A 16,679-nucleotide genomic window follows, 5' to 3' on the forward strand; every position below is an offset into this window, starting at 1 on the left:
GGCCAGTGTAGGGCCCGGGCATCACGGCCTCGGCGGGATCCTGTCGCCTCGGCGACCGGCGGTGTTCAGAAGCCCATGCGGGCCAGCAGGTCGTCGACCTCGTTCTGGTCGGTGACCACGTCGGTGCGGGTGCCGTCGACCACCGGGCCCTCGAGCTCGCTGGGCTTGGCGGGGGCTGCGGGCACGGCCGGCGCGGCCGGGCAGGGTGCGGCAGCGGCCGCTTCGGCGACCGCCTGCTCGACAGACTCCGGGTGCAGGTCGATCAGCAGCTTGACCAGGTTGGCCTCGAGCTCGTTGGTGACGCGCACGACCTTCTTGATGATCTGGCCGGTCAGGTCATGGAAGTCCTGGGCCATCATGATGTTGGTCAGATGCTCGTCGATCCGGTCGCACGAGGCGTTCAGGTTGCCGATGTGGCGGTGCACCATCTCGCGCACGCCCGCGTCGATGCCTGCGTCCGCGTCGATCGCCTCGACGATCCGGCGCGATTCCGACATCAGCTGCTGATGCTCGAGCTTGGCGTCGTCGACCGAGTTCAGCACCCGGTTGGCGGCGTCCGAGGTCTTGTTGGCGATGTAGTTGAGCCGGCTGCGGGCGTCCGGCAGCGCGCTGGTGGCGGCCTGCAGGTCCGGCATCACGCCCACGTTCACCACGCCGAGCTGCTCGATGGTGTCGTGCAGCATCCGGGTCAGCTCGCCGATCTGCTGGATCACCTGGGGCGACGCGGCGACCATGGGCACGGTCTGTGTCATGGCGTGCTCCCCGGCCTCAGGCCGCCACGGTCATGCGCTGGATGATCTTCGACAGCTTCTCTTCCAGGGTTGCCTTGGTGAAGGGCTTGACGATGTAGCCGGCCGCGCCGATCTGCGCCGCGCGCACGATGTCTTCCTTGCGCGCCTCGGCCGTCACCATCAGCACCGGGATGTGGCAGAGCGCCGGATCCTGCTTGATCTGCGTGAGCAGCTCGAAGCCGTCCATGTTGGGCATGTTGATGTCGCTGACGACGAAGTCGATCTTGTTCGCGCGCAGCACCTGCAGCGCGTTGACGCCGTCCTCGGCTTCCTCGATGAACTGGCCGCCCATCTCTTTGATCAGGCCGCGCACGATGCGCCGCATCGTGGAGAAGTCGTCGACGACAAGGTAGCGAAGGTCGGAATAGGAAGGCATGACGAGTCCTTGTGCTGGAGGGGCCGCGGGAGGTTTATCGACCGGCGGACGCCGGACTTGAGGGGGAGGAGGCCGAGAGGTCCTCGCCCGGGGCGGGGGCCACGTCGGTCGACGAGAAGACGCGTTCCTCGGCTTCGCGCGTCATCACGATCAGGCTGATGCGCCGGTTCACCGGGTTGAAGGGGTCCTGCCTGTCGAAGGGAATGCTGGCGGCCAGGCCCTGCACCCGCAGGACCCGGTCGTCATGCAGTCCGCCGGCGACGAGCTCGCGCCGCGAGGCGTTGGCGCGGTCGCTCGAGAGTTCCCAGTTGCTGTAGCCGGCCACGCCGCCGGGGAAGGGCGTGGCGTCGGTGTGGCCCTCCAGCGTCAGCCGGTTGGGCACTTCGGTCAGCACGCCGCCGATGGCGCGCAGCACGTCGCGCATGTAGTTCTTGACCTGGTCGGAGCCGCTGTCGAACATCGGCCGCTTCTGGTCGTCGACGATCTGGATGCGCAGGCCGTCGCGCGTCATGTCCAGGCGCACCTGCGACTTCAGCGAGCGCAGCTGCGGCGAGGCGTCGATGACGGTCTGGACACGCTGCTTGAGCGCGTGCAGCCGCTCCTGCTCGGCCTGGGCCTGGGTGGCCTTCAGGGCCTGCAGGTTGAAGGTCTTCTTCTCGGCCTCGATGTCGCCCTTGCGGACCTGGCCGTTGGTGTGCGTCAGGTCGGTGCCCCCGCCCTTGACGACCGAGGAGGCGTCGCCCGCGCCGGAGCCGCCGCCCAGCAGCGAGATCTTCAGCGGCGACTGGAAGTAGTCCTGCAGGCCCTTCTTGTCGCCCTCGGTGGTCGAGCCGAGCAGCCACATCAGCAGGAAGAAGGCCATCATCGCCGTCACGAAGTCGGCATAGGCGATCTTCCACGCGCCGCCGTGGGCGCCGTGGCCGCCCTTCTTGATCTTCTTGACGATGATCGGCTGCAGTTTCTTGGAATCACCGGCCATGGCCTGCTCCCGTGAACATGCGGAGGAGGATCGCGGTCCGCATCGCCATCACTTCTTCTTGACGTGCTGCTCGAGCTCGGAGAAGGTCGGACGCTCGGTCGAGTACAGCACCTTGCGGCCGAACTCGATGGCGATCTGCGGCGCGTAGCCCTGCATCGAGGCCATCAGGACGGTCTTGATGGTCTGCAGCTCCTTGCCGTCCTCGTCGATCTTCTGCTCGAGCAGGCCGGCCAGCGGCTCGGCGAAGCCGTAGGCCAGCAGGATGCCCAGGAAGGTGCCCACCAGCGCCGAGCCGATCATGCCGCCCAGCACCGCCGGCGGCTGGCCGACCGAGCCCATGGTGTTGACCACGCCCAGCACGGCCGCCACGATGCCGAAGGCGGGCAGGGCGCCGGCCAGGCGGGCGATGGCGGCCGCGGCCGCGTGGGCCTCGTGGTGATGGGTCTCCAGCTCGGTGTCCATCAGCGACTCGATCTCGTGGGCGTTGAGGTTGCCCGAGACCATCATGCGCAGGTAGTCGCAGACGAACTCGGTCACATGGTGGTCATTGCCCACCACCGGGAACTTCTGGAACAGCGCCGAGCTGTGCGGATCCTCGATGTCCTTCTCGATCGACATCAGGCCCTCCTTGCGGGTCTTCTGCAGGATCTCGTACATCATCGCCAGCAGCTCCATCGCGCGGGCCTTCGAGTACTTCGACGGCTTGAAGCACGCGCCCAGGCCCTTGCCGGTGGCCTTGAGCACCTTGGTCTGGTTGTTGGCGACGAAGGCGCCGAGCGCACCACCGAAGATGGTGATCAGCTCGAAGGGCAGCGCGTGCAGCACCACGCCGATGTTGCCGCCGTGCGCGATGAAGACGCCGAAGATGCAGCCGATGGCGACCAGCCATCCGATGATGACGAACATGGAACCTGACTCCCGTGTGGAGGCCGCGGTCCGGAGTGCTCCTCAGGGAGCCGTTCCGGGCCGCGGACGTGATTTGCATATCGGAGCCGTCCCGGGTCACTTGAGACGGGCAAGATCGGCAAAAGAGGGTGGCTTCAGGCCGCAGGCGCGTCCGACGCCGTCAGCGTGCGCCGGCTGGCGACGAACTCCGGCGTCAGCGTCGCGCACAGCGTGTGGATCGGCGCGAAGGCCGGATGGCGCGCGATCAGCCGCTCGGCCGAGTCGACGAAGGCCTCGGGCAGGCTCCAGCCGGTGCGCGAGTTGTGGAACAGCGGCAGCGACAGCAGCCGCGGCATGACCCGGTGCCGCGAGATCGCGGTCAGGCACAGGTCGGTGGCCCAGAGGTGCCAGCCCATCTCCGGCGCGGCGCGATGGATCGAGTCGCGCGAGACGACGATGGCGACCTCGTCGAAGGACAGCGCCACGCCCGAGCCGGGATGGTCCATGTGGATCAGCCGGTCGATGACCTGGCCGGCGCGCATCAGCCGCTGGCCCTGCGCATCGACGCCGACGCCGATGAAGCCCAGCAGCGTGTGCCGGCGCTCGCGGGCCGGGATGGCGTCGAGCTCGTCGGCCAGGCGCTGGCCGAAGCCGGGCGGAAAGTACACGTCCTGGTGGCACAGCAGCAGCCACTCGGCCTCGCAGACCGCCTCGGCCTGCACGATCGCGTCGCCGGGGCTGGCGGCGCCGCGGCACACCGCGATGCGCGCATTGACCTCGCGCAGCCCCGGCGAGGCCAGCACGTTGGCGCGCAGCTGCGCCTCGTCGGTGGTGGGCACGACGACGGCGAAGGGCGCATTCGCGCGCGGCGGCCGCGCTGCCGCCGCCCGGCCCTCGTCGTCGCGGCGGGCCAGCACATGCAGCCGGCGCATCCGGTGCACCTCGTCGACGCAGCCCTCGCCCAGGCCGAGCAGGCCGGCGAGCTGGCGCACGCCCTGCGCGAAGGCCGGGTCGGCAGTCTCGACCGGCTCGTGCGCAGCCAGGTGCGGCAGCCAGCCGGCATCGAGCAGCAGCTTGTAGACGGTGGCCGGTGCGTGGGCGCGCGCCGGATCGTGCTGCGGGTCGCCTGCGGCGGCGGTGCCGGCCTCCAGCAGCCGGGCCATGCGCTCGAGCGTGCAGCCGTTGTCCAGCGCCAGGCTCAGCCGGGCACCGGGCGCGCAGCACTCGCCCAGCCGCGCCAGCCAGCGGTCGGCATCGGTCAGCGCGAAGAAGCCCGGCGACAGCAGCAGCAGGTCGACCGAGCCGGCAGGCGGCAGCGGCAGCGCCGTCAGGTCGCCGCCCGCAGGCAGCGGCAGCGCCTGCCACTGCGCCTGGGGATGGTGCTGGCGATGCCAGGGCGCGAGCATCGCGGCGTCCGCGCCGACCGCGAGCACCTGGCGCGCGGCCGGCAGCACCGCCAGCCAGCGGCCATCGGGCGGGCGGACCGGGTCGGCGGGCGGCTCGGGACGGCGCAGCTCGATCCTGGCGAGGGAGGCGGGGGCTGCCGGCGCGCGCGGGCGCGCCAGCGTGGCGTCGGGCAGGGACATCGACATGCGGGTTCTTGACGGGCGGGGGAAGGGGATTCGGGCCGCGTGCAAACGCAGCCCGATCAGCGGATCGCGTAGATCCAGACCGGGCGGTGGCCCTCGCGCTGCAGGCGGGCGTGCGGGCGCATGCCGGGCACGTCGAACTCCAGGCTGACCAGCCAGCTGCCCGGACGCATTTCCGCCAGCGCCTTCTCGGCGGCGCGGTTCATGCTCTCGGGGCGCTGGAACAGGTAGACCAGGTCATGCTCGGCCCAGGAGGCGGCCCACATGTCGCCCTGGCGGATGCACGCCCACGGGCAGCGCAGGCCGGCGGCGAGACGGATCGGCCAGCTCCACTCGATGCCCTCGAGCTGCGCGTCCGGCCAGAGGCGCTGCAGCGCCTGCAGGCCATGGCCGAGGCCGCAGCCGGCATCCAGCACGCGCGCCATCGGCGGCAGCGGCACCAGCGTCTCCAGGCCCTCGAGCGCATCGGCCTCGGTCGGGAACAGCGGCGCATCGCGCCAGGCCCGCAGCGGGTAGGCGGCGGCCAGCAGCGCCAGCGGCAGCAGCCACAGCGCCGGCGGCAGCCCCTGCGCCAGACCGGACAGCGCAAACGACAGCGGGAAGCCCCCGAGCGTGATCAGCAGGCGCCAGCGCGTGCGCGAGCCCAGTGCCAGCAGCCCCGCCGACAGCGTCGCGAGCACGAAGCCGGCCGGCGGCGGCAGCGCGTTCGCACGCGCAGTCTCCCACAGGCTCCAGGCCAGCGCCCAGGCGAGCAGGGCGGGCAGGGGCCAGGGCAGGGTGCGGCGTGGAGTGACCTCGACGAGATCTTCTCCCTGACGGGAGGCCCGATCCCGAGGGGCGGCGGGCCGTCGCTTGTGACGGCGGGACAGGTCAGGCAGAGCGGACATCGGGCAGGCTCCGGGAATGCGCGAAGGGGTGGCAGGCCGCTTCCGCGGCATGGCCGAGAGTAGATGGCGTGCCCGCGAGACACTCCCCGATGGAGAGCCGGGAAGCCGCCGTTATTGGGGGGCGCAAGAAAAAACGGACCCGGGCAATCGCACGGGTCCGTGGAACGGTGCGCCGAACACCGGAGGAGACTGGCAAACGTCACGGCTAACAAGCGGTGCGGAGCTCGCTCAGAACCGTACCGCCTGCAGGGTGTTTCGACTTCGGGTGTCCCGACTTGAGGGAACCTGAAAAGGGCGAGGCGTGTTTGCGGGCTTCTTCACGCCGGGCCTGGCGTCATGACGTGATCTGGCAGACCGACTTGTCGAAGTCCAGGCGCTCGTAGTTCAGGTCGGGCACGATCTTCTTCCAGATCTCGACGATCTGCTGCTCCTCCGGCCGCTCGTAGTCGTCGAGCAGGATATGGAAGCCGGTCGGCGCGAGCTGGGGTGCGATCGCCGCCAGGCTGGGCAGGCGCGCGAGCCTGCAGGTCTGGGCCGGCGGGCCGTCGATGATCACCACGTCGAAGCGCAGTTCGGGGTCCAGGCCCGACAGGTCGTAGAAGCGGCCGGGCTGCTCGAAGAAGCTCACCTCGACCAGCGGGCAGTGCAGCACCCGGGCGTGTGCGGCCAGACCATGGCGCTCGAAGTCCTGGCCGGTGCGCTCGGCCCAGACTGCATCGTGCTCGATCGAGTGCAGGCTGCCGCCGCGGCTGGCGATCAGCGTGGCCAGGATCTTCGAGCCGCGGCCGGAGCCGAACTCGAGCACCCGGGGCTGCGGATGGCGGTCGAGCACATCGATCATGTGCGAGAGGAACTCCGCATCGAGTGCCCAGCCGCCGGCATCTCCGAGCCAGGCGGCAGGCACCTTTTCCTGCTGGACCAGCCTCTGCAGCGCCAGGGTCCGGAACGGCATCCGCGCCAGGCGCTGCTCGGTGCTGCGGGCGATCTGCTCGGCGCGAGCGGTCTGGGCGGCCTGCAGTCGCTGCGTCAGCTGGATCAGGCTGTCCGGATGCGTCTCCAGCGGCCGGGTACAGGGCAGGGCTGGCCGCGACAGCACCAGCTTCGCGCTGGCCTGCTGGGCCGGCGAGCTCAGCGCCTGCGACGGTCCGGCCTGGTTGTGGTGCGACTGCGGATTGCTGGCGGTGTAGCGGTAGGCCTCGATCGGCAGATGCAGGTAGCGGCGGGTCTGGTCGAGCAGCGGGAAGGCGATCGCGAAGTCGCAGGCGCACTGCAGCCAGCGACCCTCGTCGTCCTGCAGCATCGTGGCGGGCACCTGCGCGAACAGCTCGGTGCGGAAGCTGAAGAAATGGCTGGTCAGCCAGCGCTGGCCGCGTGGCGCCCGGGTCGGATCGAGCGGCCCGTTGCCGCCGCGGCGACCGTCGTCAGTGACGTACTGCGTCCAGACGATGTCGTAGCCGCGTGCATAGGCGTCGGCCATCTGGGCCAGCGCGCCGTCGTGGATCAGCTCGTCGTCGGCGTCCAGGATGGCGGTGAATTCGCTGCCGTCGCGGCCGAGCAGCTCGAAGGCGTTGGCGGCCTTGCCCTGCGGCGCCGGGTTGACCACCAGCCGATGGCGGCCGGCGAAATGGCGCGACAGCACCTCGCGGGCCTGTGCGGCCGTGTCGTCCGTCGAGGCATCGTCGACGAACACCACATGGAAGTCCTGCCAGGTCTGGCGCGTCAGGCTCAGCAGGCTGCGCGTCACGTAGCGGGCGCAGTTCCGCCCCGAGATGTAGATGGTGGCCGTCATGTTCTCACTCCGCTCGGATGGCGTCCGCCGGGACGCCTCAACGCGACGAGTGGATCACGCGCGCCTGTCGGCTCATCCGGGCATGACCTGAGCTTTTTCTGCGCTTCTGTTCATTTCGGGGGCGAGCCGGAAGACAAGAAAAAAGGGCCCGGCATGACCGGGCCCCGAACTGCACCGCTCGAGGTGCAAGGGAGGAGACAAGAATCAGGGATCAGTGGGGCGGATCGATCAGTGCAGCTGCAGCGACCCGCTGGCCTTGCCCTTGCCGGCGCGCGCCGGCGGGTTGCACAGGCCGCAGACGAAGTGCTTGGCGATCTCGTGCGGATGGGTGACGAAGCTGCCGCCGCACTTGGAGCACTTCGTCATCGTCAGCATGCCGTTGTCGACGAACTTCACCAGCCGCCAGGCCCGGGTGATCGACAGCAGCGGTTCGAGGTTCTGCGCCTGCGTCTGCTCGAGATAGAGCTGGTAGGCCTTGATGACCGTGTCGATCTCCTCGAGCTCGGCCACCTTGTTCAGGTATTCGTGGGTGTTCAGGAACAGCGACGCGTGGATGTTGGGCTGCCAGGTCATGAACCAGTCGGTCGAGAAGGGCAGCTGGCCCTTGCTCGGCGACTTGCCGGCGACTTCCTTGTACAGGCGCAGCAGCCGCTCGTACGAGAGATCGGTCTCCGACTCGAGCACCTGCAGGCGGGCGCCGAGCTTGATCAGCGTGACGGCGCGCTCGATCTGGCGGGCTTCGGTGAGGATGCTCTTGGTCTTCATGGTCGTGTTCCCCTCGCGTCGCAGGTCCGGATCCGGGGTCAGGCGGCTTCGCGGTGGCGGCCGGCCATCAGGATGCTGGCGTGCAGGCGCGACACGCCCTCGTTGGCGGCGCTCTTGCCGTGGTTGGTCAGCAGGCCCCAGACCAGATCGTCGTCGGCGCGCATGCGGCACAGCAGCGTGTTGCACGAGGCGATCTTGAGCATCTGTGCCGGCGACAGCGTCTCCAGCAGCGCGGCGGTCTCTTCCGAGACGCCCAGGCGGAACAGGGCCTGTTCGCGGTCGGCGCGGATCAGGCTCTGCGCCAGCATCAGGTACGACAGGTTGGCTTCGCGGATTTCGGCGAGGATCTGGTCGGAATTCATGGCTTGCTCCTGGCGGTGTCTGTGTCAGTGCCCGGCTGCTGCGGGGCGGGTTGTCGATGGAGCGGATTCTGAAGATCCGAACTGGGCGGGAACATCATCCCTCTTCCGTGCCTCGCGTCACCCTGATTCCGTTAGCTTGTCAGCCTGATTCCTACGCGCTGTCATCCTGCTTCCGACAAAAACGGGCGTCATGGTGTGTCCAAGGTATCCGGATCGTGAAATTTCGTTGATTTCGCGTGATTGCGGATACGGTCTGGAAGTGCTGCAGGTCTCGATTGGATGACGGCTCAAGGGGGTCTCGTCATCCGCATGTCTCGCGGAAAAGCGTGAGGATTTCCCGTCAGACGCGCGACCAGCGCGGGGCCTGCGGGGGTCTCCCGGTGGTGCCGTCGCCGGTGCGAGGGGCGGCGGCCGCCCCTTCCTGCAGCTCGGGGTCCTGTCGCATCACCCGGTCGAACTCGTCGAGCGCCTCGTCGCTGCGACCCTGGGCGGCCAGGGCCATCGCCAGCATGAAGCGGTGCGGCTCGCTGGCCGGCTCGCTCATCAGGGCCTGGCGCGCGGCGCGGGCCGCGCCCTCGAAGTCGCCCTGTCCGAAGGCTGCCGCGGCGGCGGTGGAGGGCGTGGCGTTCCGGGGGTGGGTCTCGCGGATCGGCTCGGGCAGCCGCAGTCGCGGTGCCCGCTCGGACTGCCGCGGCGCGGAGCGCGCCAGCGTCGCGTCGATTGCCGCCATGGCCCGCGCAAAGGCCGGCCCGAGCGTCTGCATTTCCTGCGGATCGGCTTCGGCCGGCTCGACGCGCGCCGGGCGGGGCAGGGGATCGAGCCGGACGGGCTCCAGCCCGAACAGCAGCAGCCAGGCGAATTCCCAGAGCTGCGCAAGAAGCGCGTCGTCGCGGGTGCGCGCCTGCGCCTGTTGCAGCAGCACGGCGTGGCGGCGCACCTGCTCGAGCAGCCGGTCCTGTCGCACCGCGAACAGGCCTGCGGCCGGGCGCAGGGCCAGATCGGCCTGCCGCGCCAGACTCGCGAGCTCGGGACTGCCGCACCAGGACAGGGCATGCGCGAGCAGCGGCGTGTCCGCGGGCAGGTCATGGCGGCGTCGATAGCGTGCGGCCAGCCGCCAGGCCGCGGCGTCGGGCCGGCCGAGCGTGCCCAGCGTGGCCGGGCAGAAGCGCACCGGTTCGACTGGAAGATCGCTGATCCAGTCGCGGCGATCGGTCGACAGCGCCGGATCGGTCGCGCAGTCCAGGGGCTGCACCGGGGCCCACTGCGTCCACTGGTCGAGCAGGTCGAGAAAGGCGGGCGAGTGCGCCAGCGGATCGCCGTCGCAGAAGACGGTGAAGGCCGGCGCCGGGCCGGCCGCCGGGGCCAGGCTGCTGCCGAGCAGATGATGCAGGTGGGCCTGGCTGGCCCGGCCGAGACCGGGCAGGCGCACCACGTCGACCGGGCGGATCACGTCCAGCGCGTCGAGATCGCGCTCGTCGAGATACAGCCGGACATGACAGCCCTCGGGCAGGTCATCGATCCAGCGGACGTCCTGCCCGAGGCGGGCCGCGACGAGATAGAGCATGAGGAGGTCTCCGGAGATGCAGCGAGTCGTTCGGGCGTTTCTATCACCAAAGGTTTCATTTTTGCGCGCTCAAAGCGGTACCAATTGGTGCTGTTGTTGACAAAGCAAGGGTGGAGTGCTTGCGCTCAAGAGGGGGTTGCGGGGCTGTGATGCCCCATGCTTTTGAACTGCTCCGGAAAAATCGTGCAGTTCGTTCTCAAGTCCGGCATGACGCCGACGAAAACAGCAGCACGGTTCAGCTGATTCATGTGCTTGGAACCGATCGGGTGCCGGGAGCGGCACCAGCTCATCAGCATCAGACTTCACTGGAGTAGCCATGCCTACCACCATCAATACCAACATGGCCTCGCTGAGCGCTCAGCGTGCTCTGCAGTCGACGAACGGCTCTCTCAGCACCTCGATGCAGCGCCTGTCGACCGGCCTGCGCATCAACTCCGCCAAGGACGACTCCGCCGGTCTGGCCATCGCCGAGCGCATGACCTCGCAGGTTCGCGGCATGACCGTCGCCTCGCGCAACGCCAACGATGCGATCTCGCTGGCCCAGACGGCTGAAGGTTCCCTGGGCAAGGTCGGCGAGTCGCTGCAGCGCATGCGTGAGCTGGCGGTCCAGTCGGCCAACTCCACCAACGACACCAGCGACCGTGCCAACCTGAACGAGGAATACACCGCGCTGGCGACCGAAGTCAGCCGCGTGCTCGAAGGCACCAAGTTCAACGGCAAGAACCTGCTGAACTCGGCGGCCACCGACATGGCCTTCCAGATCGGTGCCGACACCGATGCCACCGACCGCATCACGGTCGCGCTGCGCGACATGACCGCAGGCACCGGCATGGCTGCGGCCATCACCGGCACGGCTGCCTCGATCTCGACGGTCGAGGCCTCCCTGACGACCATCTCGAACCTGGATGCCGCGATCGACGAGGTGACCTCGGCCCGCTCGAACCTGGGCTCGGTGCAGAACCGCTTCGAGAGCGTGGTGGCCAACCTGGCGACCAGCCAGGAGAACATCACCTCGGCACGCGGCCGCATCACCGACGCGGACTTCGCGGTCGAATCGGCGAACCTGTCGCGGGCCCAGGTGCTCTCGCAGGCGGGCAACACGATGCTGGCCCAGGCCAACCAGCAGCCGCAGCAGGTCCTGTCGCTGCTGCGCTGATCCGGCCTGATCCGGGTCAGCAGGTGGTCCGGGCCGAGGCCCGGGCTGCTTCTGTCGATTCCCTCTGCGCGCAGATCGGCCCGTCCGTTCTGCGCGCTCGTGCTTGAGCTCGTCGCGAGCGTCCTCAGTCTTCAGGAGTAGTGTTCATGGCTTCCATTACCGCGTCCGGTCTGGGCAGTGGTCTCGACGTCAGCTCGATCGTCAGCCAGCTGATGGCCATCGAGCGCCAGCCGCTGAAGACGCTGCAGAGCACGCAGAGCTCGATCAATGCCCAGATCTCGTCGTTCGGCAAGATCCAGAGCGCACTGTCGACGCTGCGCGACAAGTCCGCCGCCTTCAACTCGACGTCGCTGTGGGGGCAGACCAGCACGACGGTCTCCGATGCCTCGGTGGCCACGGTCACCTCGGTCAGCGGCAAGAGCGGGGCTGCGGGATCCCACTCGCTGCAGGTCAATGCGCTGGCGACGACGCAGACGGTCAGCAGCTCGGTGTTCTCGGGCAGCAGCGCGACGCTGTCGGAGGGGTCGATGACGATAGAGCTGGGCAGCTGGACCGGGGGGACGCCGCCGACCGGCTTCAGCGCGAAGTCGGGCGCGACGCCGGTCACGATCAGCATCGGCGCCGGAGAGACGTCGCTGGGCTCGATCCGCGACAAGATCAACAAGGCCAATGCCGGCGTGACCGCCGGCATCGTGACCGATGCGTCGGGGGCCCGGCTGACGCTGCGCTCGACGAAGACAGGTGAGGAGAATGCCTTCCGCATTGCCGTCAACGAGACCAGCGACGACGGCAACGCGGCCACCGGGCTCTCGGCCCTGGCCTATGACGCCACCACGGCCTCGCCGATGTCGCGCAACCAGGTGGCCGGCAACGCGCAGGTGCTGATCAACGGCCTGTCGATCAGCTCGGCCTCGAACACGATCGACAACGCGATCGAGGGTCTGTCGATCAAGCTGAGCAAGACCAGCAGCACGCCGGTCGAGCTGGCCGTCGCGGCCGACCATTCGGATGTCAAGACGGCGATCAACGATTTCATCAGTGCGTTCAACGGCCTGTCCGACACGATCAAGAGCGAGACGAAGTACGACGCGGCGACGAAGACGGCCGGCAAGCTGCAGGCCGACCGCACGGCCGTGGGCATCCAGAGCCAGATGCGCCAGATGGTGTTCGAGGCTTTCGGAGGCAGCGACAGCGGGAGTCTGAAGCGGCTGTCCGACATCGGCGTGTCGATCAACGCGTCCGGCAAGCTCGAGCTGAAGTCGTCGAAGCTCGATGCGGCACTCGAGAATCCGACCCAGGTGAAGGAACTGCTCAACGGGGGCGACGGCAGCACGACGGCGCTGACCGGCGTGATGAAGCGGTTCCGCAAGTACGCGGACGGTGTGCTGGGGACCGATGGCGCGCTGCAGACGCGCACCGACGGCCTGCGCACCGAGCTCAAGCGCAACCAGGACAAGCAGGACGCGATGGAGCTGAGGCTGACCGGCATCGAGGACCGGTTGAACAAGCAGTACCAGTCGCTCGACAAGCGGATGTCCAACCTCAATTCCCTGGGAACCGCCGTCAACAACCTGGCCACCTCGCTGAGCCGCTCCTACTACTACTGATCCCGGCACCCGCCGCCATCGCGACGCTCGTCGAACTGGCGTGTGACGCACGCCTTATCGGGCCATGCCTCGACGGGGGAAGTGACAGACTCGATCGGTCCAGTCGTCACTCCACCTTTCAGAGGCATTCCCATGAGCCTTTCCTCTGTCGATGCGCGTCCGGTCGTGTCGGACCGGGGGCGCAGCGTGCCCGGTCGTCGAGACCCCGGCGGCGCAGCCTCGCATCGCGGACAGGAACTGCAGTCCCGCGGCCAGCTGAAGGCGGCACGCGAGCAGTTTCTCGCTGCGACGCGGCAGTCGCCCGGGCAGGCGATCCACTGGGCCCGGCTGGCCCAGTGCGAGCATGCCCTGGGCCTGATCGACGACAGCATCCGCCATCTCGAGCAGGCCTTCCGGCTCGACCGCTCCAGCGCGGGAACCTGCCAGCTGCTGGCGGACCTGCTGCTCGATCGCCACCGCAATGCCGAGGTGGTCCGGGTGCTGGAGTCGCTCGATGCCTCGGTGGAGCGCGATGCGCGCTGGCATCTGGCGCTGGCCAAGGCCCGCATCAAGCTGTTCGACTTCGAGGGCACGGTCAAGGCCTGCTCGATGGCGCTGGCGCTGGCCGGTTCGGACCGGTCGATCCGCCGGCAGGCCCTGCTCGGCATGGCGCATGGCTTCATGAAGCACGGCAGCCATGCCGAGGCGGCGCTGTGCCATCGCATGCTGCTCGATGACGAGCCGCGGGATCTCGGTGCGGCGGTGGGCGCGGCCCATGCCAGCTCCTGGGCCTGCGACTGGGCCGGTCTGGCCGAGGACTTCGACCGTCTCGCGCAGTGCATCCAGCGCGTCGAGAGCACCGAAAGCCAGTCCCTGCCGGGGGTCGTCAATGGTTTCCCGCTGATCACGCTCACCGACGATCCCGAGGTGCTGCACTGGGCGTCGCGCCTGACCTTCCGCCAGCAGGCCGCCGGCGTGGCCCACATGCCGCGGCGGGCGGACATGAAGGTGCCTCGTCCGGGCGGGCGGCTGCGCATCGGCCTGCTGTCGACGGACTTCCACGATCACGCCACGGCGATCCTGGTCGCCGAATGCCTCGAGTCGATCGACCGGGCTCGCTTCGAGCTGTGGATGTATTCCGGTGGGCCGGATGACGGCTCTGCACTGCGTGGTCGCATCCGGGCCGCAGCCACAGGCTGGCGCGAGACGGCCGACATGACCTCGGCACAGCTCGCGCGCGCGATCCGCGATGACCGCATCGGCGTGCTGATCGAGATGAAGGGCTACACGCTGGGGGCGCGCATGGATGTCGTCGCCCATCGCCCGGCGCCGGTCCAGGTGTCCTGGCTCGGCTATCCCGGCACGACCGGAGCGAGCTGCCTCGACTACTTCATCGGCGATCCGGTCGTGACGCCGCTGGAGGTCCAGCCCGACTTCACCGAGCGGATCGCCCAGATGCCGCACTGCTACCAGCCCAACGACAGCACGCGCAGCCGGCCCGAGCCGCCGACGCGGGCGCAGTGCGGACTGCCGGCCGAGGCGGGCTTCGTGTTCGCCAGCTTCAACATGACCTACAAGATCGTGCCGGAGGTCTTCGAGGCCTGGTGCCGGATCCTGCAGGCGGTGCCGGGCTCGGTGCTGTGGCTGCTGGTCGAGCACGAGCCGGCGCGCCAGCGCCTGCGCGCCGAGGCGCAGGCTCGCGGCATCGATCCGCAGCGGCTGGTCTTCGCGCCGTTCATCCGCGCCGAGCTGCACCGCGCCCGGCTGCCCCTGGCCGACCTGTGCCTCGACACCTTTCCGTGCGGTGGCCACACGACCGCCAGCGATGCCCTGTGGGCCGGCGTGCCGGTGCTGGCGATGACGGGCCGCAGCTTCGCCTCGCGGGTCGCCGGCAGCCTGCTGCACACGCTCGGCCTGCAGGAGCTGGCCTGCGCGGACATCGATCGCTACATCGCCGAGGCGATCCGCCTGGCCACCGAGCCCGGGGCCTGCACCCGTCTGCGCCAGCGTCTGGAGCAGGCCCGCATCCGCTCGCCCCTGTTCGACGGCCGGCGCTTCGCGCGCGATCTCGAGCGTCTGCTGATGCGGATGGTCGAGCGCCAGGATGCCGGCCTGCCGCCGGCTCCGCTGGCCGCCGAGCCGGAACTGTCCTGAATCCACCCCCTGCCAACCCTTCAAGTCGGGGCGAGGGGACGACGATAAACGGAGCACAAGACTGTTCCGCCATCGTCCTCCAGTCCCGAGAAGAACCCAGCCATGTATCACAGCGCCTTCTCTCCCGCCATGGTGTCATCTCCCTTCGGTCGCGCGCAGCAGTTCGCCAGTGTCTATCGCCAGGTCGGTCTCGAGACCGAGGTGGCTGCGGCTTCGCCGCATCAGCTCGTGCTGATGCTGTTCGACGGGCTCCTCGAGTCGGTCGGGCGCGCGAAGCTGGCGATGCAGGCGAAGGTGACCGAGGTGAAATGCCAGCAGATCGGGCGTGCGGTGCGCATTCTCGACGAGGGCCTGCGGGCAGCCCTCGACCTGGAGGCCGGCGGCGAAGTGGCCCACAACCTTCACGCGCTCTACAGCTACGTGATCACGCGCCTGACGCTCGCCAACCTGCGCAACGATCCGGCCCTGCTCGAGGAAACGGACCGGCTGATCCGGCCGATCCGCGATGCCTGGCTCGAGATCGGTCCGCAGGTGGGGCACAAGGCGGGGGCCTGATCCGGGCGCTCTGCGCCTGTCGCACCACGTTCCACAGACCCACCATGTCCAAAGCCGCCACAGCCCGATATTCGATCCCGGACCCCGGCTTCAAGAGCCCGCTGCTGCATTACTACGAGGCCATCGAGCAGGCCAGCTCCGACATGCTGGAGGCGGCCCGCATCGGCAACTGGGATCGTGTCGTCAAGCTCGAGGGAGCCTGCGCGGTGCTGATCTCCCAGCTCAAGCATGCGGCCGACCAGGCCCGCCTCGACAGCGTCGAGGTGCAGATCAAGTCGCGCATCATGCAGCGCATCCTGCGCAACGATGCCGAGATCCGCATCCTGGCCGAGCCGTGGCTCGAGGATCTCGACCACATGCTCGTCCATCCGGCGCACAACCTGCACTGACGGCTGACGGCCGGCGGATTCTCTCCAGGGAGAACATTCATGCATCCATCCGATCGGGGCGGCGAGCCCAGCGAGCTGCGGGTGCGCTCGCAGATCGAGATCCGTTCGCTGCTGCGCCAGCTGGTCGAGGGCGACATCCCGGTCGCGCTGAGCGGGGCAGGGGGGCTGTCCTACGCCACCTCGCTGTGGGCCGAGGACGCGTCGCGGCAGATGCTGGTCTTCGCCGCCGACCCGAAGGCCGAGATGGTCGAGCGCCTGATCGGCTCGGGCGAGGCCACGGCGACCGCCTATCTGGACAACGTCAAGCTGCAGTTCGAGGTGCCGGACCTGGTGCTGGTGCACGGGCGCACCGGCAGCGTGCTGAACGCGCCCTATCCGCGCGAGCTCTACCGGTTCCAGCGGCGCAGCAGCTACCGAGTGCGGCCGATCGGCCGCGGGCAGGCGCATGCGAGCCTGCGCCATGACGATCTGCCGGGCCGCCAGCTCGACCTGCGCATCATCGACCTCAGCTACACCGGCGTGGCGCTGATGCTGGCCGAGCCGCTGGAGCTGTTCCAGCGCGGGCTGGTGCTGTCGAACGTGATGCTCGAGCTGGACGCCGGCACGCAGCTCAACGTCGGCCTGCGGGTCTCGCATGTCTCGCGCACCGAGGCGATCGGCTCGTGCTACCTGCGCGTCGGCTGCGAGCTCGTCGGGCTGGACCTGGCGGCGCAGCGCGACCTGCAGCGCTACATCGACCAGACCCAGCGCCGCTCGCGTCTGCTGACACTCTGAGCCTCCCGGACCCTTCTCCCGAAGGACAGAGGCCCCGGCAGCCTGCGCTGCCGGGGCCTCTGTCCTGTGCCCTGCGGT

Annotated in this window: 17 protein-coding genes; 6 read left to right on the forward strand and 11 right to left on the reverse strand. The window is 69.0% G+C overall.

The features are described from left to right. Positions 1–65: 65 nt before the first annotated feature. From HNQ01_RS13525 to HNQ01_RS22440, 11 genes are all read right to left on the reverse strand, one after another. Positions 66–752, reverse strand: coding sequence for a protein phosphatase CheZ (locus tag HNQ01_RS13525; protein ID WP_173805969.1), 687 nt, complete (start codon positions 750–752; stop codon positions 66–68). Positions 753–768: 16 nt separating this feature from the next. After that, positions 769–1,167: a chemotaxis response regulator CheY gene (cheY, locus tag HNQ01_RS13530; protein ID WP_173805970.1), complete on the reverse strand. Its 399-nt coding sequence runs from the start codon at positions 1,165–1,167 to the stop codon at positions 769–771. A gap of 34 nt (positions 1,168–1,201) precedes the next feature. Next, positions 1,202–2,146, reverse strand: a complete 945-nt coding sequence (motB, locus tag HNQ01_RS13535) for a flagellar motor protein MotB (RefSeq protein WP_173805971.1) — start codon at positions 2,144–2,146, stop codon at positions 1,202–1,204. Between the two features lie 48 nt (positions 2,147–2,194). Further along, positions 2,195–3,052: a flagellar motor stator protein MotA gene (gene motA, locus HNQ01_RS13540; protein ID WP_173805972.1), complete on the reverse strand. Its 858-nt coding sequence runs from the start codon at positions 3,050–3,052 to the stop codon at positions 2,195–2,197. Between the two features lie 134 nt (positions 3,053–3,186). Continuing rightward, complete coding sequence (locus HNQ01_RS13545; RefSeq protein WP_173805973.1) at positions 3,187–4,623, reverse strand: hypothetical protein; 1,437 nt, start codon at positions 4,621–4,623, stop codon at positions 3,187–3,189. 56 nt (positions 4,624–4,679) lie between these two features. Further along, positions 4,680–5,507, reverse strand: a complete 828-nt coding sequence (locus HNQ01_RS13550; RefSeq protein WP_286180769.1) for a class I SAM-dependent methyltransferase — start codon at positions 5,505–5,507, stop codon at positions 4,680–4,682. 334 nt (positions 5,508–5,841) lie between these two features. Further along, positions 5,842–7,296, reverse strand: coding sequence for a glycosyltransferase (locus HNQ01_RS13555; RefSeq protein WP_173805974.1), 1,455 nt, complete (start codon positions 7,294–7,296; stop codon positions 5,842–5,844). Between the two features lie 228 nt (positions 7,297–7,524). Beyond that, complete coding sequence (flhC, locus tag HNQ01_RS13560) at positions 7,525–8,061, reverse strand: flagellar transcriptional regulator FlhC (RefSeq protein ID WP_173805975.1); 537 nt, start codon at positions 8,059–8,061, stop codon at positions 7,525–7,527. Between the two features lie 38 nt (positions 8,062–8,099). After that, positions 8,100–8,423, reverse strand: a complete 324-nt coding sequence (gene flhD, locus HNQ01_RS13565) for a flagellar transcriptional regulator FlhD (RefSeq protein WP_173805976.1) — start codon at positions 8,421–8,423, stop codon at positions 8,100–8,102. A 340-nt stretch (positions 8,424–8,763) separates the two neighbouring features. Next, a complete protein-coding gene (locus HNQ01_RS13570; protein ID WP_173805977.1) occupies positions 8,764–9,987 on the reverse strand; it encodes a tetratricopeptide repeat protein in 1,224 nt (407 codons plus the stop codon). Positions 9,988–10,112: 125 nt separating this feature from the next. Beyond that, complete coding sequence (locus HNQ01_RS22440; protein ID WP_286180773.1) at positions 10,113–10,235, reverse strand: hypothetical protein; 123 nt, start codon at positions 10,233–10,235, stop codon at positions 10,113–10,115. A 68-nt stretch (positions 10,236–10,303) separates the two neighbouring features. Here HNQ01_RS22440 and HNQ01_RS13575 point away from each other — a divergent pair, with 68 nt between their 5' ends. From HNQ01_RS13575 to HNQ01_RS13600, 6 genes are all read left to right on the forward strand, one after another. Further along, on the forward strand, positions 10,304–11,143 hold the full coding sequence (locus HNQ01_RS13575; protein ID WP_173805978.1) for a flagellin N-terminal helical domain-containing protein: 840 nt from the start codon (positions 10,304–10,306) through the stop codon (positions 11,141–11,143). Between the two features lie 146 nt (positions 11,144–11,289). Beyond that, entirely contained in the window at positions 11,290–12,750 is a 1,461-nt protein-coding gene (gene fliD, locus HNQ01_RS13580; protein WP_173805979.1) for a flagellar filament capping protein FliD, read from the forward strand. 132 nt (positions 12,751–12,882) lie between these two features. Then, positions 12,883–14,883, forward strand: a complete 2,001-nt coding sequence (locus HNQ01_RS13585; RefSeq protein WP_173805980.1) for an O-linked N-acetylglucosamine transferase, SPINDLY family protein — start codon at positions 12,883–12,885, stop codon at positions 14,881–14,883. A 102-nt stretch (positions 14,884–14,985) separates the two neighbouring features. Then, positions 14,986–15,438 (forward strand): flagellar export chaperone FliS, encoded by a 453-nt coding sequence (fliS, locus tag HNQ01_RS13590; protein WP_286180776.1) that lies wholly within the window; start codon positions 14,986–14,988, stop codon positions 15,436–15,438. 44 nt (positions 15,439–15,482) lie between these two features. Continuing rightward, a complete protein-coding gene (locus HNQ01_RS13595) occupies positions 15,483–15,827 on the forward strand; it encodes a flagellar protein FliT (RefSeq protein WP_173805981.1) in 345 nt (114 codons plus the stop codon). A 39-nt stretch (positions 15,828–15,866) separates the two neighbouring features. Next, a complete protein-coding gene (locus tag HNQ01_RS13600) occupies positions 15,867–16,601 on the forward strand; it encodes a flagellar brake protein (RefSeq protein ID WP_173805982.1) in 735 nt (244 codons plus the stop codon). Positions 16,602–16,679: the final 78 nt, after the last annotated feature.

This window comes from Sphaerotilus uruguayifluvii (assembly GCF_013294065.1).
In the GTDB taxonomy this organism is placed as follows: Bacteria; Pseudomonadota; Gammaproteobacteria; order Burkholderiales; family Burkholderiaceae_C; genus Sphaerotilus; species Sphaerotilus uruguayifluvii.